We start from the raw sequence: 26,097 nt of genomic DNA on the forward strand, positions 1-26,097 counted from the left end.
CAATATGATATGAAGTTAATCCGGCTTGTATACGGATAATCGCGGAAGGAGTTTTGATTGATGAATACTAATGGTTATCATGTTGCTGTCCTTGGCGCAACAGGCGCAGTGGGACAGCAAATGCTTCAGACTTTGGAAGAGCGGGACTTTCCTATTTCTAAACTGACTTTATTGTCTTCAGCAAGATCAGCAGGCAAAAAAGTTATGTTTAAAGGTGAAGAATATGAAGTTCAGGCTGCAAGCCCTGACAGCTTTAAAGGTGTTCAAATCGCCCTTTTCAGCGCAGGGGGCAGTGTTTCTAAAGAATTTGCTCCTGAAGCTGTCAAGCACGGGGCAATTGTTGTTGATAATACAAGTGCCTTCCGCATGGATGAAAATGTTCCGCTTGTTGTTCCTGAAGTAAATGAGGAAGATTTAAACGAACATAACGGCATTATCGCCAATCCAAATTGCTCTACTATTCAAATGGTTGTTGCTCTCGAACCATTGCGCCAGGCTCACGGCTTAAACAAAGTAATCGTATCGACATACCAGGCAGTATCAGGATCCGGGGCAGCTGCAATTGAAGAATTAAAAACTCAATCGGAAGCAATCTTGAAAGGCGAAGAGTTTACTCCTGAAATTCTTCCGGTAAAGGGCGACAAAAAGCATTTCCAGATCGCTTTTAATGCCATTCCTCAAATTGATAAATTTGAAGAAAATGGCTTTACTTTCGAAGAAATGAAAATGATGAATGAAACGAAAAAAATCATGCACATGTCAAACCTTGAAATTGCCGCTACATGTGTGCGAATTCCGGTTGAGACTGGTCATTCTGAATCTGTTTATATTGAACTTGATTCGGATTCTGTCAGTGTACTGGACATTCATGAATTATTAAAAGATGCACCTGGTGTTACTCTTCAGGATGATCCGCTTACACAAACATATCCAATGCCTGCTGACTGTGTAGGGAAAAATGATGTATTTGTCGGACGCATCCGCAAAGATCCTGATCGTGCAAATGGCTTCCATTTGTGGATCGTCTCTGATAATCTCTTAAAAGGTGCTGCATGGAACTCTGTTCAGATTGCAGAAAGTCTTGTTAAATTGAAATTAGTATAAGCAGGGTCGGAGAGAGCGAGGGTACATAATACCTGCTCTCTTCTCTTACGTATAGAGTCGGGGTGTAAGGATGAAAATAATCGTTCAAAAATTCGGCGGAACATCTGTCAAAGATGATCACGGCCGGAAAATGGCATTAAAACATATAAGTGATGCATTAAAAGAGCAGTATAAAGTAGTTGTAGTTGTCTCAGCAATGGGCAGAAACGGAGACCCGTACGCGACAGATTCTTTTTTAAATCTTCTATACGGCGGCACAGCTTCGATTTCAAAGCGGGAACAGGATATGCTGTTATCCTGCGGCGAAACAATCTCTTCTGTTGTTTTCACAAGCATGCTGAAGTCAGAAGGAATTGCAGCTTCTTCACTGAGCGGAGCACAGGCAGGATTTTTAACAAATGAAGACTATACAAATGCAAAGATCCTTGATATGAGATGCGAACGTCTCAGAAGAGAGCTGGACTACAATGATGTGGTCGTTGTTGCAGGCTTCCAGGGAGCAACTAAAAGCGGAGACATAACGACGATCGGCAGAGGCGGAAGCGATACATCCGCAGCAGCGCTTGGAGCAGCTCTTGAAGCAGAATTCATTGATATTTTTACGGATGTAGAAGGTGTCATGACAGCTGATCCAAGAATAGTTGAAAAAGCAAAGCCTCTTACAACGGTTACGTATACTGAGATTTGCAACCTTGCTTATCAGGGGGCAAAAGTGATTCACCCGCGGGCTGTTGAAATTGCCATGCAGGCTAAAGTCCCAATCAGAATCCGTTCGACCTATTCAGAAGGTCTTGGCACACTTGTTACCTCCCATCATTCTGAAAATCTGGGCAGCGACATCAATGACAGACTGATCACAGGCATCGCCAACGTATCAAATGTCACACAGATTCATGTCTCTGCCAAAGAAGGGCAATACGAGGTGCAGACTGAAGTATTTAAAGCAATGGCGCGCGCAGGAATCAGTGTCGATTTCTTCAATATCACGCCAAGATCTGTCATCTATACGGTTGCGGAAGATGTAACAGATGCTGCGATTGAAATTTTAAGAGGCATGGATTATGAACCAGCCGTCAAAAGGCATTGTGCAAAAGTTTCGACAGTTGGAGCGGGTATCGCCGGAGTGCCCGGTGTAACGGCTAAAATTGTAACCGCACTGTCTGAACAGGGCATACAAATTCTTCAATCGGCAGATAGTCATACAACAATTTGGGTATTGGTAAAAGAAGAGGATATGATTAATGCAGTCAACGCTTTGCATGAAGCATTTGATCTCTCGGACTAACACTAAGATTCAAGTGAAAAAAGAGGAGTGTCACAATGATTGACTTTGGTAAGATATCTACAGCCATGGTAACCCCATTTGATAAAAATGGAAACATTGATTTTGCTAAAACATCACAGCTAGTGAATTTCTTAATTCAAAATGGATCAGATTCATTAGTTGTGGCAGGAACGACAGGTGAATCTCCTACACTTACATCAGAAGAAAAGATCGCTTTATTTAAGCATGTTGTTTCTGAAGTAAACGGCAGAGTGCCTGTTATTGCCGGCACAGGCAGCAACAACACTAAAGCATCAATTGATTTGACAAAAAAAGCAGAAGCTGCAGGAGTGGACGCAGTGATGCTTGTAGCACCTTACTACAATAAGCCAAATCAAGAGGGTCTTTACCTGCATTTTAAAACGATTGCAGAGGCCACTGAGCTTCCTGTTATGATTTACAATGTACCAGGACGCACAGTAGTAAGCATTTCTCCGGATACCATCGCCCGCCTCGCAGAGCTTCCAAATGTGGTTGCTGTGAAAGAAGCGAGCGGTGATTTGGATGCAATGTCTGAAATTATTTCAAAAACGCCGGAAGATTTCGCTTTATATTCTGGAGATGACGGCTTGACACTTCCTGTTCTTTCTATCGGGGGTGCAGGGGTTGTCTCTGTAGCATCACATGTGATCGGAAACGAAATGCAGGAAATGATTGCTGCTTTTAACACCGGTGAAAATGGAAGAGCAGGCGCGATTCACCGTCAGCTGCTTCCTGTAATGAAACAGCTTTTCAAAGCACCAAATCCGGCACCTGTTAAAACGGCTCTTCAGCTCAAAGGTCTTGACGTAGGACCTGTAAGATTGCCGCTCATCTCATTAACTGAAACAGAAAGAAATGAATTAACGAACGTCATCAATTCCATCTAAAAACAAGAGGACCAGTCACAGGATTGGTCCTTTTTTTGATCTCAATATATGAAAATTGATTCGTTTTCTTTTCATTTACTCAGCTCCCAAGAGATTATTTCCTTGTATTCCATTTCTTTCATCAGTTATAATAGGCAGTAGTTGTATTGGACGGGTTCAAGGAGGATTACCAATTGAATAAACAGACAGAAAACATCAAGATTATTGCCCTAGGCGGAGTTGGAGAAATTGGCAAGAATTTGTATGTCATTGAAATCGATCATAACATCTTTATCGTTGATGCTGGATTAATGTATCCAGAAGCCGGGATGTTAGGGATTGATATGGTCATTCCTGACATTACATACTTGCGGGAGAATGCAGATCGCGTGAAGGGCATCTTTTTAACACACGGTCACGACGAGAACATTGGCGGCGTTTTCTATGTGCTGAGACATCTGTCGATTCCAGTTTATGGTACGAAATTGACTCTTGCGTTAGTGTCCCAAAAGGTAAAAGAACTAAATCCGAAGCAAAAAGCAGATTACCAGGAAGTTGATTCTTCCACTGTTTTAGATTTTGATGGGGTGAATGTGTCTTTCTTCAGAACGATTCACAGCATTCCTGACTCAGTCGGAGTATGCTTCCACACTTCACTTGGAGCGATTGTGCATACAGGGGATTTTAAATTTGATACAACACCTGTGCTTAATACAAGCTCTGATTTAGGCAAAATGGCCCTGATAGGAGAAGAAGGCGTCCTTTGTCTTTTATCAGACAGTACAAATGCGGAGCGTCCTGGGTTTACAGCATCTGAAACAGTTGTAGGCCATGAAATTTCAGATGCGATGTACAATGCAAATGGAAGAACGATTGTGGCGATTTATGCTTCAAACATCAATCGCATCGTCCAAGTCATTGAAGCTGCATCTGATAATAAGAGAAAACTTGTCCTGCTTGGAAATTCAATCAAAAATGTTTATGAAATTGCGAAAAATTTAGGATACATCACTGAAAGTGAAAATTTAATCATACCCGTCCAAGATATCGATAAATATCCTAAAAATGAAGTATCCATTCTGACAACAGGTCATCAGGGAGAACCCCTCACGGTTTTAACCCGCATGGCAAAAGGTGCTCATAAACAAATTCGTATTGAAAAAGATGATACAGTCATCATCTCTGCAACACCTGTACCGGGAAATGAGCTTCATTTTTCTAAAACAGTCGATCAGCTTTACCGTGCTGGAGCGAATGTCATTTTCGGACAAAAGCAAATCCATGTATCTGGCCATGGCAGTCAGGAAGAATTAAAATTAATGATGAATATGATGAAGCCGAAATACTTTATTCCGATTAACGGTGAGTATAAAATGCAAAAAGCACATGCTAAACTTGCTAAATCCGCCGGCATGGAAGAAGAAAATATTTTCGTTGTTGAAAAAGGCGATGTCATTGAGTTCTCTCAGCATAAAGTAAAATCCATCTCCAAAGTTCCTTCAGGAAATGTATTGATAGACGGTTTAGGCGTAGGTGATATCGGAAACATCGTATTGAGAGACCGCAGACTTCTTTCCCAGGATGGCATTCTCATTGTCGTTGTCACCCTCGACCGCTCTAAAAAAGTAATGATATCAGGTCCTGAGATTATTTCGAGAGGATTTGTCTATGTTAGGGAATCGGAAGAACTTATTTTAAAAGCTTCTGACATGGTTACAGAAATTGTAGAAAAGAGCATGCAGGGCCACGGTATTGAATGGTCTGCATTGAAATTAAACATCCGCGAGGCGCTGAATCGTTTCTTATTTGAACAAACGAAGCGCAGACCGATGATTTTACCGATCATCATGGAGATTTAATCAAAAAGAGCCTTTTTTAAGGCTCTTTTTTTTGTCTGAATTGCCTTGCCTAAATTTACCCCCTTTCGAATGTTTTCAGGAAGATCTGCGAATAATAAACACATTCATGAAAGGAAGGGTGAAGCCACATGAGCAAAGATTCCCGCTACATACAGGAAAATTCAGAACCGAATGGGGATAAACAAGAGGGGAAGGAACCTTCTTTAGTTGAAAAAATTCAGCAGCTTGGATCGACAAATGTTCCGCAATTATCCCAGGATGCAAGAATTCATTGCCTGACAATCATCGGGCAAATTGAAGGGCATATCCAGCTTCCACCTCAAAATAAAACGACTAAATATGAGCATGTCATCCCGCAAATCGTGGCCATTGAGCAAAATCCTAAAATAGAAGGACTCCTGATTGTGCTGAATACAGTTGGGGGAGATGTGGAAGCAGGTCTTGCCATAGCAGAAATGCTTGCATCCTTATCCAAGCCTACTGTTTCCATTGTTTTAGGCGGGGGCCATTCCATTGGCGTGCCGATTGCCGTTTCATGCGACTATTCTTTTATTGCAGAAACAGCGACTATGACGATTCATCCAGTCAGATTAACAGGGCTTGTCATCGGAGTGCCGCAGACGTTTGAGTATTTGGACAAAATGCAGGACCGCGTTGTTAATTTTGTTACCAAACATTCGAATATTACGGAAGAAAAGTTTAAAGAGCTTATGTTTTCAAAAGGCAACTTAACAAGGGATATTGGTACGAATGTTGTCGGAAATGATGCTGTCGATTATGGACTTATTGACGGAGTCGGCGGTGTAGGCCAGGCGATCATGAAACTAAATGAAATGATCGGCAAAAAAGACGAATCCGGCGAGGAGCAAATGCTGCAATGATTTTATACACATCCATGCCTGAGGAACTCATATTCCCAGTACAAACAGCTGATTTTGAAAGTGTTTCAACCATTGAAATGAATGGAATGCAAATGGTAGTAAGACAGACAGAACAGAACCAATATGAAATTGTCCGGCTTTTAAGCACAGATCCGCAGGATTTTCTAAACGAGCAATATTCTCCCGGACAAAAAATATCTATGACATTCTCGTTTTCCTGATAATATGCTATACTAACTTTACACAAACATGACCGCAGCCTGCATTTGGCTGCTTTCTTTGTTTATAAAAGGCTTTTTTCGTGAAACTTGCTGTTTTCGGTCTTAAATTGATAAATGGTCAGTTTTTTATAATGGCTCTTTTTATATCGTTTGTTGCTTTTAGAAAGAATGTTTAACCCATGAGTGGACTGCAGCGGAGATCCACTTGTGAAATGTATAATCTCAAACAACAATCAATGTGAAAAGAGCCTTTTATAAAGATATACGTTTATCTTTTTCTGATAGAAAGAGCTCGATATTTACTAAAATGCTGGGACTGATTCACAGCTGTTATGCGAAATCAGCCATTAGCAAATTTTATACATAGGTGATAACTAATGGCAAAACAAAAACGGAGACAAAAGAAAAAAACAGGGGATGACTGGCGGCAAACGCTGAAATTTGAACTCATCGGGCTAGTCCTGCTCGCTATTTCGCTGATCGCGATTTCAAATTTAGGTTTTGTCGGAAAAACGTTCGTTTACTTATTCAGATTTTTTATTGGGGAATGGTATATGGCAGCCTTAATCGGCATGCTTGTTTTATCAGGTTATGTGATGTGGAACCGAAGATGGCCGTCCTTATTTTCAAGGCAGATTGTCGGCCTGTATTGCATCCTTTCTGCTATCCTGCTTCTCAGTCATGTCACGCTGTTTCAGATGCTTACCAAAAAAGGCGCCCTCTCTTCGCCTAGCGTCATAACCAATACATGGGAACTTTTTTTCATGGAGGTTAATGGACAGATAAGAACGCCTGATCTTGGGGGAGGAATGATTGGAGCCATTCTTTTTGCAGCATCTTATTATTTATTTGCAGCAGCGGGGTCCCGCATCATTTCTTTTATTTTAATATTAATTGGAATTGTGCTTATTACTGGAAGATCTCTCGGTTCAACACTCGGGAAAATCATTGCGCCATTTCTTCGTTTTATGAAAACACAGGCAATTGCCTTTTACGAAGATATGAAAAATCTGCCGCAATCGATAAAAAATGCGAAAAAAGCAGAAGCTGCAAAGACGAAAAAGGCTAAAAAAGAGCGAAGGCATGAAGAGGATCCTGCAGAGGAAGAAGAAGCAGAAATCATTCATGTTGAGCCGATTATCTCAAGTTTTGCAGACAGGAATGAACTCGAAATTAAAGCATTTGATCAGGAGCAGGAACAGGTTAAGCCCGAGCCTCCTGTCAGAACGCCGAAAAAGAAAGCTGAAACCGAAACGGCCGATGAACCTGCAGTGCCGCCGATTACATTTACTGAAGTAGAAAATAAATCGTATTTGCTGCCTTCCCTTGATCTTTTGTCACAGCCGAAGGTCAACAGCCAGCAAACGGATAAAAAGAACATTTATGAAAATGCGCGAAAGCTTGAAAAAACGTTTCAAAGCTTTGGCGTAAAAGCAAAAGTGACGCAGGTGCACTTGGGCCCAGCGGTTACGAAATATGAAGTTTATCCGGATGTAGGCGTAAAGGTAAGTAAAATTGTAAATCTGAGCGATGATTTAGCCCTTGCACTTGCTGCTAAAGATATTCGGATAGAAGCGCCGATTCCAGGGAAATCAGCTATTGGAATTGAAGTTCCTAATTCTGAAATTGCCATGGTCTCCTTGCGCGAGGTGCTCGAATCAAAAGCAAATGACCGTCCGGAGGCTAAGCTTCTTATGGGGCTTGGCAGAGATATCTCAGGTGATGCTGTTCTTGCAGAAATGAATAAAATGCCTCATCTTCTTGTTGCTGGTTCTACAGGAAGCGGGAAAAGTGTGTGCATCAACGGCATTATTACAAGCATACTGATGAGAGCAAAGCCTCATGAAGTGAAAATGATGATGATTGATCCCAAGATGGTAGAGCTGAATGTGTATAACGGAATTCCGCATCTGCTTGCTCCAGTTGTGACAGATCCCAAAAAAGCTTCTCAAGCTTTAAAAAAGGTAGTCAATGAGATGGAGAGAAGATACGAGCTTTTCTCTCATACAGGGACAAGAAATATTGAAGGCTACAATGAATATATCAGAAGATCCAACTTGGAAGAAGGAACAAAAAATCCTGAGTTCCCTTATATCGTAGTGATCGTGGACGAGCTGGCAGATCTAATGATGGTAGCTTCATCTGATGTAGAGGATTCCATCACGCGCCTGTCACAGATGGCGCGGGCTGCGGGCATTCATTTAATTATTGCCACACAGCGCCCTTCTGTTGATGTTATTACGGGAGTAATTAAAGCCAATATTCCATCAAGAATTGCGTTCAGCGTTTCGTCACAGACAGATTCAAGAACGATTCTTGACATGGGCGGCGCAGAGAAGCTTCTTGGCCGCGGAGATATGCTGTTTCTCCCTGTAGGGGCATCAAAACCAGTCAGGGTGCAGGGAGCATTTTTATCAGATGAAGAAGTCGAGCAGGTTGTATCTTATGTGATTTCTCAGCAAAGAGCACAATATCAGGAGGAAATGATACCGAGCGAAACTCCGGATGTAAAGGAAGAGGTCAGTGATGATCTTTACGATGACGCTGTTCAGCTGGTTCTGGAAATGCAGACAGCTTCTGTATCAATGCTGCAAAGACGATTCAGAGTAGGCTATACGAGAGCCGCAAGACTGATTGACGCAATGGAAGACCGCGGGGTTGTCGGCCCGTATGAAGGAAGCAAGCCAAGAGAAGTGCTGCTGTCAAAAGATCATTATGATGAAGTAAGTTCGTAAAGAAAGGCGCATTTGGCCTTTCTTTTTTTTAAGCTCTTTTCGTAAACTGTGCTGCTAATAGTCTAGATGTTTAAAACCTTAAGTGGATTGCAGCGGAAGGAACTTGACTCCTGCGGGAAATAGAGCAAAATGGGAGACCCCACAGGCCAAGCCGAGGAGGCTCCCATGCTCCCCGCGGAAAGCAAGTTCCTGGAGCGGAAAGGAACGGACAGCATTTATAATAAAAAACAACAATCTATGTGCGAAAACAGCCAATAAATAAAAAATAATAACTGAAAATAGTAAATAATGAATAGAATAATAGAGTCTTCTTTGTGATGAAATCTCTAGAAAAAAAGAAGAACTAGTGAGAAAGGGCTATCAATTTTCGACAAATTTAATAAATTTCTATTTATTTATTTCAGAATACATGGTATATTATTTTCGATTAGAGAAAGGGTATAACATCAGATGTCTGATCTCTGGATTGAAACGATTAGACGGAGGCTTAATATGACCATAAAAACAGATAACCGTCATTTATACTTGCAAGTAATTGATAAAATTAAAGAAGATATTGAAAATGGAACATACGTAGAAAAAGAAAAACTTCCATCTGAATTTGAGCTTTCAAAAAAACTCGGAGTCAGCCGCGCAACATTGAGGGAAGCGCTTCGCATTCTCGAAGAAGAGAACGTTATCATTCGCCGTCATGGCGTCGGAACGTTCATCAACTCCAAACCGCTGTTCACTTCTGGAATTGAGCAATTAAATAGTGTCACAGAAATGATCGAACAGGCCAATATGGTTCCTGGCACTATCTTTTTATCCTCACAAGTTAACAGTCCTACCGAGGAAGATGTTAAACGCTTTAAATGCCGTTCAAACGACGATATCTTTTTGCTTGAACGCGTCAGAACGGCGAATGGAAAGCCGGTCGTTTATTGCCTTGACAAAATACCAAGACATATCCTTCCGCAGTCATTCATTCATGAGCAGGAATCTCTGTTTGAATTGCTCCATGACGAGGCTGGACGCTATATTTCGTATGCAGTAACTCACATAGAACCAATCGGATATCACGATAAGATTTCCCCGATCCTTGAATGTGATCCTGAAACCGCTTTGCTATGTTTAAAACAAATGCATTTTGATGAAAATGATCAACCCGTTTTATTCTCACTGAATTATTTCCGCGCTGATCAATTTAGCTTCCATGTAGTAAGAAAGCGCTTGTAATAAACGTTTGCTATTTTAAGGAGGTGGTTCCAAGGACGAAGGTGTTTTGGACAAAGGCTCTTGTAAACAAACATTTCAAATGAATAATAGGGGGAAAATGAAAGTGAAAAAACGATTAGGTTTAACATTGTCACTTGTACTTGCTGCAGGAACATTGCTGAGCGCTTGCGGATCATCTGAAGATAAAGACAATGCAGGCGGAGACAAAAAAGAAGGCTACTCTGTTGCAATGGTAACTGATACAGGCGGAGTTGACGACAAATCATTCAACCAGTCTGCATGGGAAGGCATTCAGTCTTACGGTGAGGACAACGGCCTTGAAAAAGGGACAGGCGGATTTGATTACCTTCAATCTCAAAGCGACGCAGACTATGAAACAAACTTAAATAAACTAGTTCGTCAAAAGTTCGATTTAGTTTATGGAATCGGCTACTTGATGACAGATGCTGTGACAAAAATTGCTGATCAGCAGAAAGATGCAAACTTTGCAATCGTTGACAGTGTAGTAGACAAGCCTAACGTTGCAAGCATCACATTTAAAGAACATGAAGGCTCATTCCTTGTGGGTGTTGCTGCAGGACTTTCAACAAAATCAAACAAAGTAGGATTTGTTGGCGGTATGGAAGGTTCATTAATCAAAAAGTTCGAAGTTGGATTTGTAGAAGGAGTTAAAGCAGCTAATCCTGACGCAGAAGTAATCGTTCAGTATGCAGGTACGTTCAGTGATGCAGCTAAAGGGCAGCAAGTTGCTGAAATCATGTACGGTCAAGGCGCAGACGTAATTTATCACGCAGCAGGCGGAGCTGGAAACGGCGTATTCACTGCAGCAGTTGACTTGAAAACGAAAAATCCGGACAAAGACGCATGGGTTATCGGAGTTGACCGCGATCAGCATGAGCTTGGCGAAGGCGACGGCTTCAACGTAACACTTACTTCTATGGTTAAAGGCGTTGACGTTGCTGTTAAAGACTTAGCTGAAAAAGCTAAAGACGGCGACTTCCCTGGCGGAGAGATCATTGAATACGGTCTTAAAGAAAACGGTGTAGGAATTGCCCCTACACAGGATAACCTTTCTGAAGAAGTTATCGCTAAAGTTGATGAATACAAGCAAAAAATCATTGACGGTGAAATTAAGGTACCATTTGAATAAGCACTAAACTATATTACTGATAAAAAGGCTAGTTTGATCCTAGCCTTTTTATTAGCCTGAAAAGTCGCCTGACTAAAAGTCTATAAACGAAAACTAGTTCGATATGCACATCATTGAGTAATGGAATTATAGATTTTTAGTTGGTGATTTTAAAAGTAAAAAGGGAGTCAATGAAACTAGATATATAAGGGTAAACTAAATTTCCTAACATCTATCATCTTAATCATCAATGAGCTTCAGGAAAAGGAGTGATCATGTTGGAATATGTCATTGAAATGCTTGGAATCCGCAAAGAATTTCCGGGAATCGTCGCAAACGATAATATCAATTTACAGGTCAAAAAGGGTGAAATTCACGCGCTTCTGGGAGAAAATGGCGCTGGAAAATCCACTTTAATGAACGTATTATTCGGTCTATATCAGCCTGAAAAAGGTGAAATCCGTGTAAATGGCAAAAAAGTAAACATTACAAACCCTAACATTGCTAATGATCTGGGAATAGGTATGGTACACCAACATTTCATGCTTGTCAATAATTTTTCTGTCACTGAAAATATTATTCTCGGCAATGAACCTGTTAAAACAGGAAAAATTAACTTAAAGGATGCAGAAAAGCAAGTAAAAGAAATCTCAGAAAGATATGGACTTGCTGTTAATCCATCTGCAAAAATAAGTGATATTTCAGTAGGAATGCAGCAGCGTGTAGAAATTTTGAAAACGCTGTACCGGGGAGCTGAAATTTTAATCTTTGATGAGCCGACTGCTGTGCTTACGCCGCAGGAAATAAAAGAATTAATCGGCATCATGAAAACACTGATCAAAGAAGGCAAATCAATCATACTGATTACTCATAAACTGAAAGAAATTATGGAAGTGTGTGACCGCGTGACGGTTATTCGCAAAGGAGAAGGCATTGGCACTGTAAATGTTCCTGAGACAAATCCAAACGAACTGGCAGCTCTTATGGTGGGCAGAGAAGTTCTTTTTACTACTCAAAAGACAGAAGCTGTTCCAGCGGAAGAAGTACTTAAAATTCAGGACTTAACAGTCAAAGACAGCAGAAATGTAACGGTTATCGATTCATTGAATCTATCAGTTAAAGCCGGTGAAATTGTAGGAATCGCGGGAGTTGACGGCAATGGTCAATCTGAATTGATTGAAGCCATTACAGGATTAATGAATTCAGAGTCTGGTTCCATTCTTTTAAATGGCAAAGACATAAGAAATCAGCGTCCCCGTCAGATTACTGAAGCCGGTGTTGGCCATATTCCTCAGGATCGTCATAAACATGGGTTGGTGCTTGATTTTCCGGTCGGAGAAAATATGGTGCTGCAAACGTATTATCAAAAGCCTTATTCAAAAAAAGGCGTGCTGAATTTCAAAGCGATTTATGACAAATCAGAAAAACTGATCAAAGAATTTGATGTCAGAACCCCAAGCAGCTCAACACTTGCGCGTGCTCTCTCAGGAGGAAATCAGCAAAAAGCCATCATCGGCCGTGAAGTTGACAGAGATCCTGATTTATTAATTGCTGCACAGCCGACAAGGGGACTGGATGTCGGTGCGATTGAATTTATTCATAGACGCTTAATTGAGCAAAGAGATAAAGGTAAAGCCGTCCTTCTCATCTCATTTGAGCTTGAGGAAATAATGAATGTAAGTGACAGAATTGCGGTTATCTATGAAGGAAAAATCGTTGCGATTGTGAGTCCGAAGGAAACAACCGAGCAGGAGCTTGGTTTGCTCATGGCAGGAAGCAGCCGCAGGGAAGCAGGTGCATCATCATGAATATAGCGCGCTATTTTAATATTATCGTACCCGTAATTGCTGTTTTGCTTGGATTGATCTGCGGAGCGATCATTATGCTCGTAACCGGATATGATCCAGTTGCCGGCTACTCAGCATTGTGGAACGGAATCTTTGGAGATACCTATTATATCGGTGAAACAATCCGTCAGTTAACTCCGTATATTTTTGCCGGACTTGCTGTCGCTTTTGCATTCCGCACAGGTTTATTTAATATCGGTGTAGAAGGACAGCTGATTGTAGGCTGGTTTGCAGCTGTTTGGGTGGGAGTTGCATTTGAGCTTCCTAAAATCATTCATTTGCCGCTTGCAATCATCGTTGCTGCAGCAGCAGGTGCACTATGGGGTTTCATTCCAGGATTATTAAAAGCAAAATTCAAGGTTCACGAAGTAATTGTGACAATTATGATGAACTATATTGCCTTATATTTAACAAATCATTTAATTCAGTATGTTTTATCTGATAAAGGGGATAAATCGGAAAACATTTTCCCTTCTGCTTCATTAAGCTCTGAGTTTTTCCAGAGTATGACTGACTATTCCAGAATGCACTACGGAATATTCCTTGCGTTAATTGGCGCACTTGTCATGTGGTTCATCCTTGAAAAAACAACAAAAGGATATGAACTGAGATCGGTAGGATTTAATCAGGATGCCGCCCAGTATGCAGGTATGAATGTAAGCCGCAATATTATTCTTTCAATGGTCATTTCCGGAGCATTTGCAGGAATCGCCGGTGCAATGGAAGGGCTTGGAACATTCCAGTATGTTTCTGTCAAAGGCGGATTTACAGGTGTTGGATTTGATGGAATCGCTGTAGCCCTTTTAGGTGGAAATACAGCACTTGGCATCATTTTCGCAGCTGCTTTATTCGGCGGATTGAAGGTCGGAGCGCTGAACATGCCATCTGAGGCCGGTGTGCCATATGAGCTTGTTGAAATTGTCATTGCTCTGATTATTCTTTTCGTCGCTTCTAGCTATTTCATTCGCTGGATTTTACTGCGTTTCAAAAAGGAGGGGAAATAAGTGAGCATACTACAGATGCTAGAACTCATCATCCCTACAGCGTTATTCGTTGCCGCTCCGCTTATTTTCACTGCACTTGGAGGCATGTTCAGTGAACGGTCAGGAGTTGTTAATATAGGGCTTGAAGGATTGATGGTTATTGGAGCCTTCGTTGCCATCGTTTTTAACCTGACATATGCCGATGCATTTGGAGATGCAACTCCGTGGCTGTCTATTTTAGTTGCAATGGCTGCTGGAGCTTTGCTTTCCATTCTTCACGCAGTAGCATCCATCACATTCCGTGCCGATCAGGTTGTAAGCGGAGTAGCTATTAACTTTCTTGCCATTGGGTTATCGCTTTTCCTCGTAAAATTATTTTATGGAAAAGGACAAACAGACCGCATCACAGAAAGTTTCAGCAAAATGGATATCCCTTTACTTAGTGATATTCCTGTTATTGGACCATTATTTTTCTCAAACGGATATATTACAACATACATTGCCATTATTACTGCGTTTGCTGTTTGGTTCGTTATGTATAAAACGCCGTTTGGCCTCCGTCTGCGCGCAGTTGGAGAACATCCGATGGCAGCAGATACTATGGGGATCAATGTTGTGAAAATGCGCTATATCGGCGTTATTTTAAGCGGAGCTTTCGCTGGTGTCGGCGGTGCTGTTTATGCGACAATCATTGCCCGTGATTTCAGCCATGCAACAATCAGCGGACAGGGATTCATGGCTCTTGCTGCTCTTATCTTCGGTAAATGGCATCCGCTTGGTGCTATGGGAGCTGCCATATTCTTCGGACTCGCTCAAGGTCTGAGCGTGATCGGCGGACAGCTGCCTTTGCTTGAAGGCATACCGACAATGTACTTGTTAATTACACCTTACGTTTTAACTATCTTAGCTTTAACTGGATTTATAGGACGCGCAGATGCACCAAAAGCGCTGGGAACTCCTTACGAAAAAGGAAAACGTTGATCAGAGAAGCGGCCTGGCCTCATTTATTGAGGCCAGGCCGCTTTTTTATATCAAAGAATGTATGTCATAAAAGGGTCAGAGTATAGTTTTTTGATTTAGAGGCAAAATCTAATCAATGCAAGATACTACGAAACAAAGGTGAAAAGAATGGGAGCAAAAAAGAAGTTTGATTTAATCGCATTGTCATCCGTGCCATTAGTGATGACTCTTGGAAATTCCATGTTAATTCCGGTATTGCCCCTGATTGAAAAACAGTTGGGGATTTCATCATTTCAAGTGTCTCTCATCATAACCGTATATTCAGTTGTTGCCATTCTCCTCATACCAGTTGCAGGCTATTTATCTGACCGTTTCGGAAGGAAATTAGTCATGGTTCCATGTCTGCTAATAGCAGGTGCAGGAGGGGCCGTATCAGGATGGGCCTCATGGACATTGGATGATCCTTTTACGATGATCCTTCTCGGACGGGTTCTTCAAGGAATTGGTTCAGCGGGAGCTGCTCCTGTTGTCATTCCTCTTATCGGCGATATGTTTGAAAAAGATGAAGAAGTGAGTTCAGGACTAGGGCTTATTGAAACAGCAAATACAGCAGGAAAAGTCTTAAGTCCGATCATCGGCGCGCTGCTTGCAACCTTTGTTTGGTTTTTGCCATTTTGGTTTATTCCTTTTTTCAGTCTGATCAGTGTAGCACTTGTCTTTTTTTTGGTGAAAATACCAAAACAGGAAAAAGAGAAACAGTCAATAAAAGAATTTTTAAGCTGTGTAAGAGTTATTTTTAAGGAAAAGGGAAGATGGCTCTATGCCATTTTTGCAATAGGCTGCTTTATCATGTTTATCTTATTTGGGGTGCTTTTTTATTTGTCTGATACTCTTGAAAAGCAATATAACATTAAAGGGATTTATAAAGGAGCCATGCTTGCCGTTCCTCTGCTTGCCCTATCCATCAGCTCTTTTATAGCAGGCAGAAAAATCGGACAGAACAAACAGCTTATGAAAGCTGTCATTGCTTTTGGAATGGTCCTCCTGACTGTCTCTTTTATTGCCATCCGAATACAGCATAGCTTTACTTTTTTAATTCTTTTTTTAATTATAAGCGGAATTGGAATTGGGGTCTCTTTGCCTGCACTTGATGCCCTGATTACAGAAGGAGTGGAAAAGGAAGAACGGGGAACGATTACATCGATTTACAGTTCAATGAGGTTTATAGGGGTTGCGGCAGGACCGCCTGTTTATGCCTACATTATGTCTGTAGGAGATCATCTGGTTTATTATGTTTCTGCAGGTGTGAGCTTAATTGCGGTCTTAATTGTCCTTTTCTTTATCAAACCTTCAAAGCAATCAAAACTAGCTTTAAAACAAGCATAGGACGCAAATTGGCTGTATTGCGTCTTTTCTTTATTTTAGTCTCTTTTGTAAACTTTGTTGCTTTTAGGTATAAAACCTTAAGTGGATTGCAGCGGAAAGCGGCGGACACCATATCATTAAAAACAACACCCTATGCGAAAATAGCCTTATTTTATAAATCAGGGTTAACATTTCCTTAATTATCCTAAAGTTGATATAATTACTAGAATGAATCCATACGCTAAATTAGAAAACAGGAAAAAATAAAATGGAATCTGCCACGCGAGGAGGGTCACAATGGAATTTTTAAAAGAACAAATAGAATCAATTAATGGGTTAACATTGCATACCGTTCAAACGAATAAATTCAAAACAAATTCACTTGTATTTAAAATGCTTGCACCGCTGAACGAAGAGGATGTCACATTCAGAGCGCTGCTTCCTTATGTGCTGCAGCGGGGAACAAACTCTTTTCCGACCAGCACCGAGCTCAGGAAGCATCTTGATGAGCTTTACGGTGCAACTTTATTTGTAGATTTATCTAAAAAAGGCGATCATCATATCATTTCGATCCGGATTGAAGTTGCAAATGAACGCTTTTTATCAGATCAGACACCCTTGCTTGAAAAAGCGCTGCAGCTGCTGTCAGAAATCATTCTGTCTCCTGTAGTGAAAGAAGAATCTTTCCCTGATGAAATTATTAATCAGGAGAAACGCACATTGAAACAGCGCATCCAGGCTGTTTATGATGACAAAATGAGGTATTCCAATTTAAGACTCGTCCAGGAGATGTGCAAAGATGAACCTTATCGACTGCATGTCAATGGAGAGATTGATCATCTTGAAAAAATTACTTCTTCAAGTTTGTATGAGTATTATAAAAAGGCACTAAAAGAAGATAAAATGGATTTATATGTTGTCGGAGATGTCTCGGCTGATGAAGTCAGTGAATATACAAAAAGGTTTTTCACTTTTAACGAAAATGCACATCAGGCTGTAGAAAAATCCATTACTGAAAAAGAGATTAAAGAGCCGAATGAAGTGATTGAAGATCAAGATGTTAAACAGGGTAAATTGAACATCGGCTACCGCACTAACTGCACATATGGAGATCAATCCTATTATGCACTGCAAGTGTTCAATGGCATTTTCGGCGGGTTTTCGCATTCTAAGCTTTTCATTAATGTCCGCGAAAAAGAGAGCCTTGCTTACTATGCAGCATCCAGAGTCGAGAGTCATAAAGGACTCTTAATGGTCATGTCAGGAATTGAATTTGCGAATTACGAGCGGGCGGTGACTATTATTAAAGAACAGCTCGAAGCAATGAAAAATGGAGATTTTGAAGACAAAGATATCGATCAGACTAAAGCAGTTATTAAAAATCAGCTGCTTGAAACAATCGATACATCCTACGGCTCTGTTGAAGTTCTCTATCATAACGTTATTTCCAATATTAATGAACCTTTTGATAAGTATCTGCAGGGAATTGAAAAGGTAACAAAAGAGGAAATCATCGCAGCGGCTAAAAAAATCCAGCTGGATACGATCTATTTCTTAAAAGGAATGGAGGGTGCACAATGACAAAATCCATAAAGTTTGATCAGCTTCAGGAAGAGCTCTTTTATGAAAAAATGAAAAATGGACTGGATGTATATGTCCTTCCTAAAACAGAGTTTAATAAGACATATGCAACGTTTACAACAAAATACGGCTCTATCGATAATCAATTTGTGCCTCTTGATCAAAATGATATGAAATTAGTTCCGGATGGGATCGCTCACTTTTTAGAGCATAAGCTGTTTGAAAAAGAAGACGGCGACGTTTTTCAGGATTTCAGCAAACAGGGTGCCTCTTCTAATGCCTTTACATCGTTTACACGAACGGCTTACTTATTTTCAAGCACGTCAAATGTTGAAAAAAATTTAGAAACGCTCATCGATTTCGTTCAGGAGCCTTATTTTACTGAAAAATCGGTTGAGAAAGAAAAAGGCATCATCGGACAGGAAATTAATATGTATGATGACAATCCTGACTGGAGACTCTATTTTGGACTAATTCAGAACATGTTTCATAAACACCCGGTAGGAATTGATATTGCAGGCACCGTTGAATCGATTTCCAAAATTACGAAAGACCTTCTTTACGAGTGCTACAATACGTTCTACCATCCAAGCAATATGCTGCTTTTCGTTGTTGGCCCGATTGATCCTGAACAAATTCTATCTCAAATCCGAGAAAATCAGGATAAAAAAGTGTTTAAACCTCAGTCTGAAATCAAGCGTGCAGAAGTGGATGAACCGGATACTGTAGCAAAACCATTAGAAAAGCTTAAAATGAATGTTCAATCTTCTAAGTGTTTAGTCGGGCTGAAGGCGAAACAGGCAGACCGGTCGGGTGAAGAGCTTTTAAAACACGAACTGTGCATGAACCTGATTCTTGATATGGTTTTTGGGAAGAGCACAGACACCTATACTCAGCTCTATGAGAATGGCCTTATTGATGACACGTTCAGTTTTGATTACACGGAAGAGAGCGGTTTTGGATTTGCAATGATAGGCGGAGATACTGATCAGCCCGATCAGCTTGCTGATGAAATAAAGAGCACTCTGCTGAAGGCAAAACAGGACGGGATTCCTGCAGAACGTCTTGAGAACGCCAAGAAAAAGAAAATCGGTTCTTTTTTAAGAGCGATTAATTCACCGGAATACATTGCCAACCAATTTACACGCTATTCCTTTAACGAAATGAATTTGTTTGATGTTGTTCCGACGCTTGAACAATTGACAAATGATGATATTCACCATACGCTGAATGAAGTGATTGATGAAAAGTTATTTTCAGTCTGTCAAGTAGTACCTAAGTAAAGCATCCTTTTTAAGGATGTTTTTTTATCTGGCTGATCTTCAGTACATAAAGAAATGACAGCTTATATATTTAAGGAGAAAAAAATGGAAAAAACAGCACTAATTACAGGTGCAAGCGGCGGAATCGGAAAAGCTATTGCCAAAAAGCTTGCAGGGGAAGGATATCAATTATATCTGCATTATCACAAGAATAAAGAAAGTGTGATAAAGCTTATGAAGGAACTGGAACTGACAACGGAATGCAGACCGGTAAAAGCAGATCTTTCAGAGGAGGAAGGCGTAAAACGGCTTTGCGATCAGCTTGATCATGCGATCGACTTGCTCGTTTTAAACAGCGGGAAGAGTTTTTTCGGGTTAATGACGGATATAAAAGACGCGGAAATCCGTCAAATGGTGCAGCTTCAAATTACAAGTCCATATATGCTTTCTAAAGAATTAATTCCTGAAATGGTAAGAAAAAAAAGCGGCAGCATCATTGTTATTTCTTCCATATGGGGAGAAATCGGTGCTTCATGTGAAGTCTTATACAGTATGGTTAAGGGAGGACAAAATACATTTGTAAAAGCTCTTGCAAAAGAGTTGGCTCCTTCCGGCATCAGGGTTAATGCGATAGCACCTGGAGCGGTTGCTACTGACATGCTGCAGGCTTTTTCAGAGGAGGACCTGGCTGATCTTAAGGATGAAATCCCTTTAGGCCGGATTGGAAAGCCGGAGGAGATTGGGGAAGCTGTTTTGTTTTTATCATCCAATCGGGCAAGCTATATTACAGGGCAAGTGCTTTCTGTAAACGGGGGATGGCATACATAAATTTTTCTCAGTCAATCCGTATAAATCGGTTCATGCAAGACAAACTAACATTGTATTCCACTTAATTAGGAGGGGTTATAATGTCTGTTTTAGAAAACTGGGATTCATGGAAAAACTTCCTCGGCGACCGTCTGCACCACGCTGAAGGAGATGGGATGAAAACGGAAGCTGTTAATGACTTAGCTTACGAAATCGGCGATTACTTAGCAAAACAGGTTGATCCTAAAAATGATCAGGAAAGAGTACTTGCTGATCTTTGGAGCGTAGCTTCTAAAGAGGAGCAGCATGCCATTGCAAACATGATGGTTAAGCTCGTGCAAAATAACGGTACAAGATAAAGAGGGGACGCAGGTCCTCTCTTTTTTTATTTTAAAAAAAGCAATAAATAAAGTCTTTTTTACCCGATTCATTCTGATGGATGGCGTCAGTGGTAGACCAATAACTGGAAAATAAGACGGTGCATTCTAGGTCCTCATACCCCCTTTTTTATTGTCAAGGAATTATTCTTTCCTCTTTCATGAAAATGCTTTATGATAAGGATATAGGTGTTATAGACCTGGTTTTTGAAGGGGGTCCTTTTTTGGAGATGCAGGAATGGTATTTAGAGTATGAAATTCAAAAAAACCGTCCCGGACTTCTTGGCGATATTTCTTCGCTTCTCGGGATGCTTTCTATAAATATTGTGACGATTAATGGTGTGGATGACAGCCGCAGGGGATTGCTGCTTAAGTGCTCAAATAATGAGCAGATCCAGAGGCTGGAATCCATTCTAAATACAATGGATCATATTAAAGTAACGAAATTGCGCAAGCCTAAATTAAGAGATACACTTGCAGTCCGGCACGGAAGATACATACAGCGTGATGCAGATGATAAAAAGACATTCCGTTTTGTCAGAGACGAACTTGGCCTGCTTGTGGACTTTTTGGCGGAATTATATAAGCAGGAAGGCCACAAATTGATCGGCATAAGAGGCATGCCCCGCGTCGGCAAAACAGAGTCAATTGTTGCTTCAAGTGTATGTGCAAACAAAAGATGGCTTTTTGTGTCTTCAACTTTATTAAAACAGACAATCAGAAGCCAGCTCATTGCAGATGAATACAGTGTTGATAATGTATTTATTATTGATGGGATTGTTTCCACAAGAAGAGGCTCTGAAAAACATTTGCAGCTTGTGAGAGAAATCATGAGGCTGTCTGCTACAAAAGTTGTCGAACATCCGGATATGTTTGTACAAAATACAGAGTATACACTTGATGATTTTGACTATATAATTGAACTTCGAAACGATCCGGATGAAAAGATTACATATGAGGAAGCAACTGGACCTCAAATGTTTGATGAATCGAGTTTTTCCGGGTTTGATTTTTAGATATGGAAGGTGTTATGGTTGAGTGAACTAGGGAATCGACTTAAGCAGGCGAGAGAAGAGCGGAAATTAAGTCTTGACGATCTCCAGGCAATGACAAAAATTCAAAAGCGGTATCTGATTGGAATTGAAGAAGGCAATTACGGCGTTATGCCGGGGAATTTCTATGTGCGGGCATTTATTAAACAGTATGCTGAAACAGTTGGACTTGATCCGGACCGGATTTTCGATGAGTATAAGAATGAAATACCGGTTGTTCATTCAGAGGAAACTCCTGAACTTTCAAGGGTGAAAACACATAAAGAGCTGCCAAAGTCAGCATCGAAGGCATTGGAAATTTTGCCTAGAATCTTAATAATCGTATTGGTATTATTAGTAGCGGTCGTTATCTGGATTTTTGTCCAAAAGGACAAGCCTGGTGGTGCAAAAGAAACGGAAGATCAGGCTCAGCAGATTTCAAACGGCGAAAATGAATATGATTCAATTGATAATGGCGAAGATGCTGCTGACTCCAAAGAGCAAGAAGAGAAAGCGGCAGCTGATGAAAAAGCCAAAGAAGAAAAGCCTGAAGAGGAGAAACCTGAAGAGCAGGCTTCTGAACTTGCATTTAAAGAAAAGACAGCCAGAAAAGCGGTATACGAGCTGAAAAAAGCCAAAGAATTTAAGCTTGAAGTTACCTCTAAAGGGCAGACTTGGATTGAGATCCGAAATGCATCAGGGAAAAAATTCTACAGCGGCATGCTGAAGAAAGATCAAACCGAGGCTCATGACTTCACGAATGAAACAGAAGCATTTATCGTCATCGGAAATGCTTCGGCTGCTGAAATTAAAGTGAATGGACAGCCTGTGGAATATCAGATTGATCCAAAAAAAACTGTAAGACAAGATATGCAGATTGTATATACTAAGGAGTAAAGTCATCTTCAAGATGGCTTTTCTTTCTTTTATATTTTCTGATACATACTTTTATAATCTGGAGGAAAAAACATGAATTTACCGAATCGCATTACCATCTCAAGAATTCTCTTAATCCCAGTATTCATGGTGATTATGCTCGCTCCTTTTGACTGGGGCACCTTATATATCGGGGATGCTTCTATTCCAGTGGCACACCTGGCAGGAGCAATATTATTTATTATAGCGTCTACAACGGACTGGGTAGACGGGTATTATGCACGTAAGCTTAATATGGTGACAAACTTAGGGAAGTTTTTAGATCCGCTTGCCGATAAACTGCTTGTATCTGCAGCGTTAATTATCTTAGTTGAGCTTGGCCTTGCACCATCTTGGATCGTGATTATTATCATCAGCCGTGAATTCGCTGTTACAGGTTTGCGTCTTGTGCTGGCCGGCGAAGGTGAAGTAGTTGCAGCAAACATGCTCGGAAAAATTAAAACATGGGCTCAGATTATCGCGATATCAGCCCTTCTTTTGCACAACATTCCATTTATCTTCATCTCATTCCCGTTTGCAGACATCGCATTATGGGTAGCATTATTCTTTACGGTTTATTCAGGATGGGACTATTTTGCAAAAAACAAAGCCGCATTACTGAATTCCAAGTAATTTTTCATTCACAGGGGGAGTTCACATGACGTCAAAAACAGAAATTATCGCAGTAGGCTCAGAATTGCTTCTCGGGCAAATTGTTAACTCCAATGCCCAGTTCTTATCTCAGCAGCTGGCTGAAAATGGTCTTAATGTCTATTATCACACGGTTGTCGGTGATAATCCTGCAAGACTTGAGCAGGCAGTAAAGATTGCAAAAGAGCGTTCGAACATTATTATTTTTACAGGCGGTCTTGGACCGACTAAAGATGATTTAACGAAAGAAACAATCGCGAATATTCTGGGCAAAAAGCTTGTCACGGATGAAGAGGCCCTTCGCAGCATCGAAGACTATTTTGTTAAAGTAAAAAGAAGCATGTCTGAAAACAATAAAAAACAAGCTTGGATCCTTGAGGATTCGCATGTATTGAAAAATGAGCACGGAATGGCGCCTGGAATGGCAATAGAAGCGGATGACCGGATTTATATGCTGCTGCCTGGCCCTCCAAGCGAAATGAAACCAATGTTTATAAAGTTCGGGCTTCCCTACTTCAGGGAGAAGCTTGGCCAGAATGATAAAATTATATCCAGGGTACTCCGCTATTTCGGCATAGGCGAATCGCAGCTTGAGACAGATATCCAGGATTTGATCGATGCTCAAACCAATCCGACCATTGCACCGCTTGCGGGTGACGGGGAAGTAACACTCAGATTGACGGCCCGCCATCAACAAGAAGCTGAGGCTGTGCGGCTTATAAATGAAATGGAGAAAACAATAAACAGCAGGGTTGGCGGCTTTTTCTACGGATATGACCAGACAACCCTGGCTGATGAAGTGCTGAGACATCTCAGACAAAGCAACATGACGATTTCAGCAGCTGAGAGTTTAACGGGAGGACTTTTTTCAGATCAGCTGACAGCCGTTAAAGGAACATCTGATGTCTTTAAAGGTACAATTGTCTGCTACACAAATGAAGTAAAGCAATCCATATTAAATGTATCTAAAGAAACGCTTGATCAGCACGGAGCTGTCAGTGAACAATGTGCCAAAGAAATGGCTGAACAAATCAGGAAGCTGACAAATAGTGATATCGGGATAAGCTTTACCGGCATTGCGGGGGAAGATCCTGTTGAAGGGAAAAAACCTGGAACCGTCTATATCGGACTGGCATGTATTGGTCAGCCGACAAAGACAGTTCTCCTTCACCTTGCAGGCAACCGCAACGCCATTCGCAGGCGCACAGTGAAATATGGCTGTCACTTGCTTATAAAAACTCTATTGGAAAATACAGCGGAATAAGCTGTATTTTTCTTTTTTATAGGCTGTTTTCGCATGGATTGTTGTTTTTGGTTATATATGTTGCTCGTTCCTTTTTGCTGCAGGAACTTGCTTTCCGCGGTCCGGGCGGGAGCCTCCTCGCTCTGCCTGCGGGGTTTCCCATTACCCTCTATTTCCCGCAGGAGTTAAGTTCCTGCAGCGTAGATCCACTTAACGTTTCAAACATTTAGTCTAAAAGCAACAAAGTTTACGAAAATAGCTTTTTATAAGATCTGCGTTTGAAACCCCGGGAAAAAGACAATTTAGTATTTTAGCTGTTTTATAGGCAGCAAATTTTTATTATCTTTAAGAGAAAATAGAATTTTCAGTCTGTTATTGCATGTAAAAAAACCGAATAAATGTTCGTTTTTTACTTGTCAAACGTTCGAATAAAAGGTATATTATTAATAGGTTGATAACTAAAGGAGGAAACTCAGTGAGCGATCGTCAAGCTGCCTTAGATATGGCACTGAAACAAATAGAAAAGCAATTTGGTAAAGGTTCAATTATGAAACTCGGTGAACAGACTGACCGGAAGATCTCTACATCTCCAAGCGGTTCACTTGCTCTTGATACAGCACTTGGGGTTGGCGGATATCCCCGTGGAAGAATTATAGAAATATATGGACCTGAGAGCTCAGGTAAAACGACAGTTGCCCTTCATGCAATTGCAGAAGTACAGCAAAAGGGAGGACAGGCTGCATTTATAGATGCAGAGCATGCCCTTGATCCTGTATATGCTCAAAAGCTGGGTGTAAATATAGATGAACTTCTTCTCTCACAGCCGGATACCGGAGAGCAGGCGCTTGAAATTGCAGAAGCACTTGTTCGAAGCGGAGCAGTGGATATTCTGGTCATTGACTCTGTAGCAGCTTTAGTTCCAAAAGCTGAAATCGAAGGCGAAATGGGAGATGCTCACGTTGGCTTGCAGGCGCGTCTTATGTCTCAGGCATTGCGTAAATTATCCGGAGCAATCAGCAAATCAAAAACAATTGCCATTTTCATTAACCAGATCCGTGAAAAAGTAGGAGTTATGTTCGGTAATCCTGAAACAACTCCAGGCGGACGCGCGCTGAAGTTTTATTCTTCTGTACGTTTAGAGGTGCGCCGTGCCGAAACACTGAAACAGGGCAATGAGATGGTCGGAAATAAAACGAAAATCAAAGTTGTCAAAAACAAAGTTGCTCCTCCTTTCCGTGTTGCAGAGGTTGACATTATGTACGGAGAAGGAATCTCTAAAGAAGGCGAAATCATCGATCTTGGAACAGAAATTGATATTGTTCAAAAGAGCGGTTCATGGTATTCGTACAATGAGGAGCGTTTAGGCCAGGGAAGAGAAAACGCAAAGATCTTCCTTAAAGAGAATCCTAGCATCCGCTTAGAGATTCATGAAAAGATCCGCAGCCACTATGGGCTGGATGAAGTTGCCGTTGCTCCTGATGGTCAAGAAGAATTAGATTTACTGGAAGATTAAAAGAGGCGATTATCGCCTCTTTTTTGTATATGAGAAGTCAAAATCCACGATACAATCGATAGACAATCCTGACTTTTCCTGTTCAAGAAATGTAAGGCAATGCCTGAAAATTCCCAATTGCATTAAAAACGCCAGAATGACAGGCTTGACAAGAAAATTTCACACATTTACAATTAGGGTGTATTATTATTTTGTTAGAACTTTTAGCGAGGCACTATGAAAGCAAATGTTGATCTGTGCAGC

At 40.9% G+C, this 26,097-nt stretch carries 22 protein-coding genes; all 22 read left to right on the forward strand.

Annotated elements, in window-relative coordinates:
* Positions 1 to 60: 60 nt before the first annotated feature.
* The 22 genes from asd (at position 61) to recA (ending at position 25,854) form a co-directional block, all read left to right on the forward strand.
* Positions 61 to 1,104, forward strand: coding sequence for an aspartate-semialdehyde dehydrogenase (gene asd, locus GJU41_RS07030; protein ID WP_070877300.1), 1,044 nt, complete (start codon positions 61 to 63; stop codon positions 1,102 to 1,104).
* 70 nt (positions 1,105 to 1,174) lie between these two features.
* Positions 1,175 to 2,389: an aspartate kinase gene (gene dapG, locus GJU41_RS07035; protein ID WP_070877301.1), complete on the forward strand. Its 1,215-nt coding sequence runs from the start codon at positions 1,175 to 1,177 to the stop codon at positions 2,387 to 2,389.
* Positions 2,390 to 2,424: 35 nt separating this feature from the next.
* On the forward strand, positions 2,425 to 3,297 hold the full coding sequence (gene dapA, locus GJU41_RS07040; protein WP_070877302.1) for a 4-hydroxy-tetrahydrodipicolinate synthase: 873 nt from the start codon (positions 2,425 to 2,427) through the stop codon (positions 3,295 to 3,297).
* A 173-nt stretch (positions 3,298 to 3,470) separates the two neighbouring features.
* Positions 3,471 to 5,135, forward strand: a complete 1,665-nt coding sequence (locus tag GJU41_RS07045; protein WP_154318209.1) for a ribonuclease J — start codon at positions 3,471 to 3,473, stop codon at positions 5,133 to 5,135.
* A gap of 128 nt (positions 5,136 to 5,263) precedes the next feature.
* Positions 5,264 to 6,016 (forward strand): ClpP family protease, encoded by a 753-nt coding sequence (locus tag GJU41_RS07050; RefSeq protein WP_070877304.1) that lies wholly within the window; start codon positions 5,264 to 5,266, stop codon positions 6,014 to 6,016.
* Positions 6,013 to 6,237: a YlzJ-like family protein gene (locus GJU41_RS07055; protein ID WP_070877305.1), complete on the forward strand. Its 225-nt coding sequence runs from the start codon at positions 6,013 to 6,015 to the stop codon at positions 6,235 to 6,237. Before GJU41_RS07050 ends, GJU41_RS07055 begins: the two co-directional genes overlap by 4 nt.
* Positions 6,238 to 6,614: 377 nt before the next feature.
* Complete coding sequence (locus GJU41_RS07060; RefSeq protein ID WP_070877306.1) at positions 6,615 to 8,972, forward strand: DNA translocase FtsK; 2,358 nt, start codon at positions 6,615 to 6,617, stop codon at positions 8,970 to 8,972.
* 492 nt (positions 8,973 to 9,464) lie between these two features.
* Positions 9,465 to 10,190, forward strand: a complete 726-nt coding sequence (locus GJU41_RS07065) for a GntR family transcriptional regulator (protein ID WP_070877307.1) — start codon at positions 9,465 to 9,467, stop codon at positions 10,188 to 10,190.
* Between the two features lie 103 nt (positions 10,191 to 10,293).
* Positions 10,294 to 11,340, forward strand: a complete 1,047-nt coding sequence (locus GJU41_RS07070; RefSeq protein WP_396653188.1) for a BMP family lipoprotein — start codon at positions 10,294 to 10,296, stop codon at positions 11,338 to 11,340.
* A 257-nt stretch (positions 11,341 to 11,597) separates the two neighbouring features.
* Positions 11,598 to 13,127 (forward strand): ABC transporter ATP-binding protein, encoded by a 1,530-nt coding sequence (locus GJU41_RS07075; protein WP_070877309.1) that lies wholly within the window; start codon positions 11,598 to 11,600, stop codon positions 13,125 to 13,127.
* Positions 13,124 to 14,170: an ABC transporter permease gene (locus GJU41_RS07080; protein ID WP_070877310.1), complete on the forward strand. Its 1,047-nt coding sequence runs from the start codon at positions 13,124 to 13,126 to the stop codon at positions 14,168 to 14,170. Before GJU41_RS07075 ends, GJU41_RS07080 begins: the two co-directional genes overlap by 4 nt.
* 15 nt (positions 14,171 to 14,185) lie before the next feature.
* A complete protein-coding gene (locus tag GJU41_RS07085; protein ID WP_154318348.1) occupies positions 14,186 to 15,130 on the forward strand; it encodes an ABC transporter permease in 945 nt (314 codons plus the stop codon).
* A 147-nt stretch (positions 15,131 to 15,277) separates the two neighbouring features.
* Positions 15,278 to 16,495: a bacillibactin exporter BcbE gene (gene bcbE, locus GJU41_RS07090; RefSeq protein WP_070877312.1), complete on the forward strand. Its 1,218-nt coding sequence runs from the start codon at positions 15,278 to 15,280 to the stop codon at positions 16,493 to 16,495.
* 276 nt (positions 16,496 to 16,771) lie between these two features.
* Positions 16,772 to 18,055: an EF-P 5-aminopentanol modification-associated protein YfmF gene (gene yfmF, locus GJU41_RS07095; protein WP_070877313.1), complete on the forward strand. Its 1,284-nt coding sequence runs from the start codon at positions 16,772 to 16,774 to the stop codon at positions 18,053 to 18,055.
* The gene (yfmH, locus tag GJU41_RS07100; RefSeq protein ID WP_154318210.1) at positions 18,052 to 19,338 is read left to right on the forward strand and encodes an EF-P 5-aminopentanol modification-associated protein YfmH; all 1,287 of its coding nucleotides are present in this window, start codon (positions 18,052 to 18,054) and stop codon (positions 19,336 to 19,338) included. Before yfmF ends, yfmH begins: the two co-directional genes overlap by 4 nt.
* An 84-nt stretch (positions 19,339 to 19,422) precedes the next feature.
* Positions 19,423 to 20,145: an elongation factor P 5-aminopentanone reductase gene (gene ymfI / locus GJU41_RS07105; RefSeq protein ID WP_070877315.1), complete on the forward strand. Its 723-nt coding sequence runs from the start codon at positions 19,423 to 19,425 to the stop codon at positions 20,143 to 20,145.
* Between the two features lie 80 nt (positions 20,146 to 20,225).
* Positions 20,226 to 20,483 carry a DUF3243 domain-containing protein gene (locus tag GJU41_RS07110; RefSeq protein WP_070877316.1) on the forward strand — a complete coding sequence of 86 codons (258 nt, stop codon included), beginning with the start codon at positions 20,226 to 20,228 and terminating at the stop codon, positions 20,481 to 20,483.
* Positions 20,484 to 20,725: 242 nt separating this feature from the next.
* The gene (locus tag GJU41_RS07115) at positions 20,726 to 21,517 is read left to right on the forward strand and encodes a DUF3388 domain-containing protein (protein WP_139149129.1); all 792 of its coding nucleotides are present in this window, start codon (positions 20,726 to 20,728) and stop codon (positions 21,515 to 21,517) included.
* Between the two features lie 18 nt (positions 21,518 to 21,535).
* Complete coding sequence (locus GJU41_RS07120; protein WP_070877317.1) at positions 21,536 to 22,429, forward strand: helix-turn-helix domain-containing protein; 894 nt, start codon at positions 21,536 to 21,538, stop codon at positions 22,427 to 22,429.
* A 72-nt stretch (positions 22,430 to 22,501) separates the two neighbouring features.
* Positions 22,502 to 23,080, forward strand: a complete 579-nt coding sequence (gene pgsA, locus GJU41_RS07125; RefSeq protein ID WP_070877318.1) for a CDP-diacylglycerol--glycerol-3-phosphate 3-phosphatidyltransferase — start codon at positions 22,502 to 22,504, stop codon at positions 23,078 to 23,080.
* Positions 23,081 to 23,105: 25 nt separating this feature from the next.
* Positions 23,106 to 24,362, forward strand: a complete 1,257-nt coding sequence (locus GJU41_RS07130) for a competence/damage-inducible protein A (RefSeq protein WP_070877319.1) — start codon at positions 23,106 to 23,108, stop codon at positions 24,360 to 24,362.
* 454 nt (positions 24,363 to 24,816) lie between these two features.
* Positions 24,817 to 25,854 carry a recombinase RecA gene (gene recA / locus GJU41_RS07135; RefSeq protein WP_070877320.1) on the forward strand — a complete coding sequence of 346 codons (1,038 nt, stop codon included), beginning with the start codon at positions 24,817 to 24,819 and terminating at the stop codon, positions 25,852 to 25,854.
* Positions 25,855 to 26,097: the final 243 nt, after the last annotated feature.

This window comes from Metabacillus idriensis, assembly GCF_009674765.1.
Taxonomy (GTDB): domain Bacteria; phylum Bacillota; class Bacilli; order Bacillales; family Bacillaceae; genus Bacillus_P; species Bacillus_P idriensis.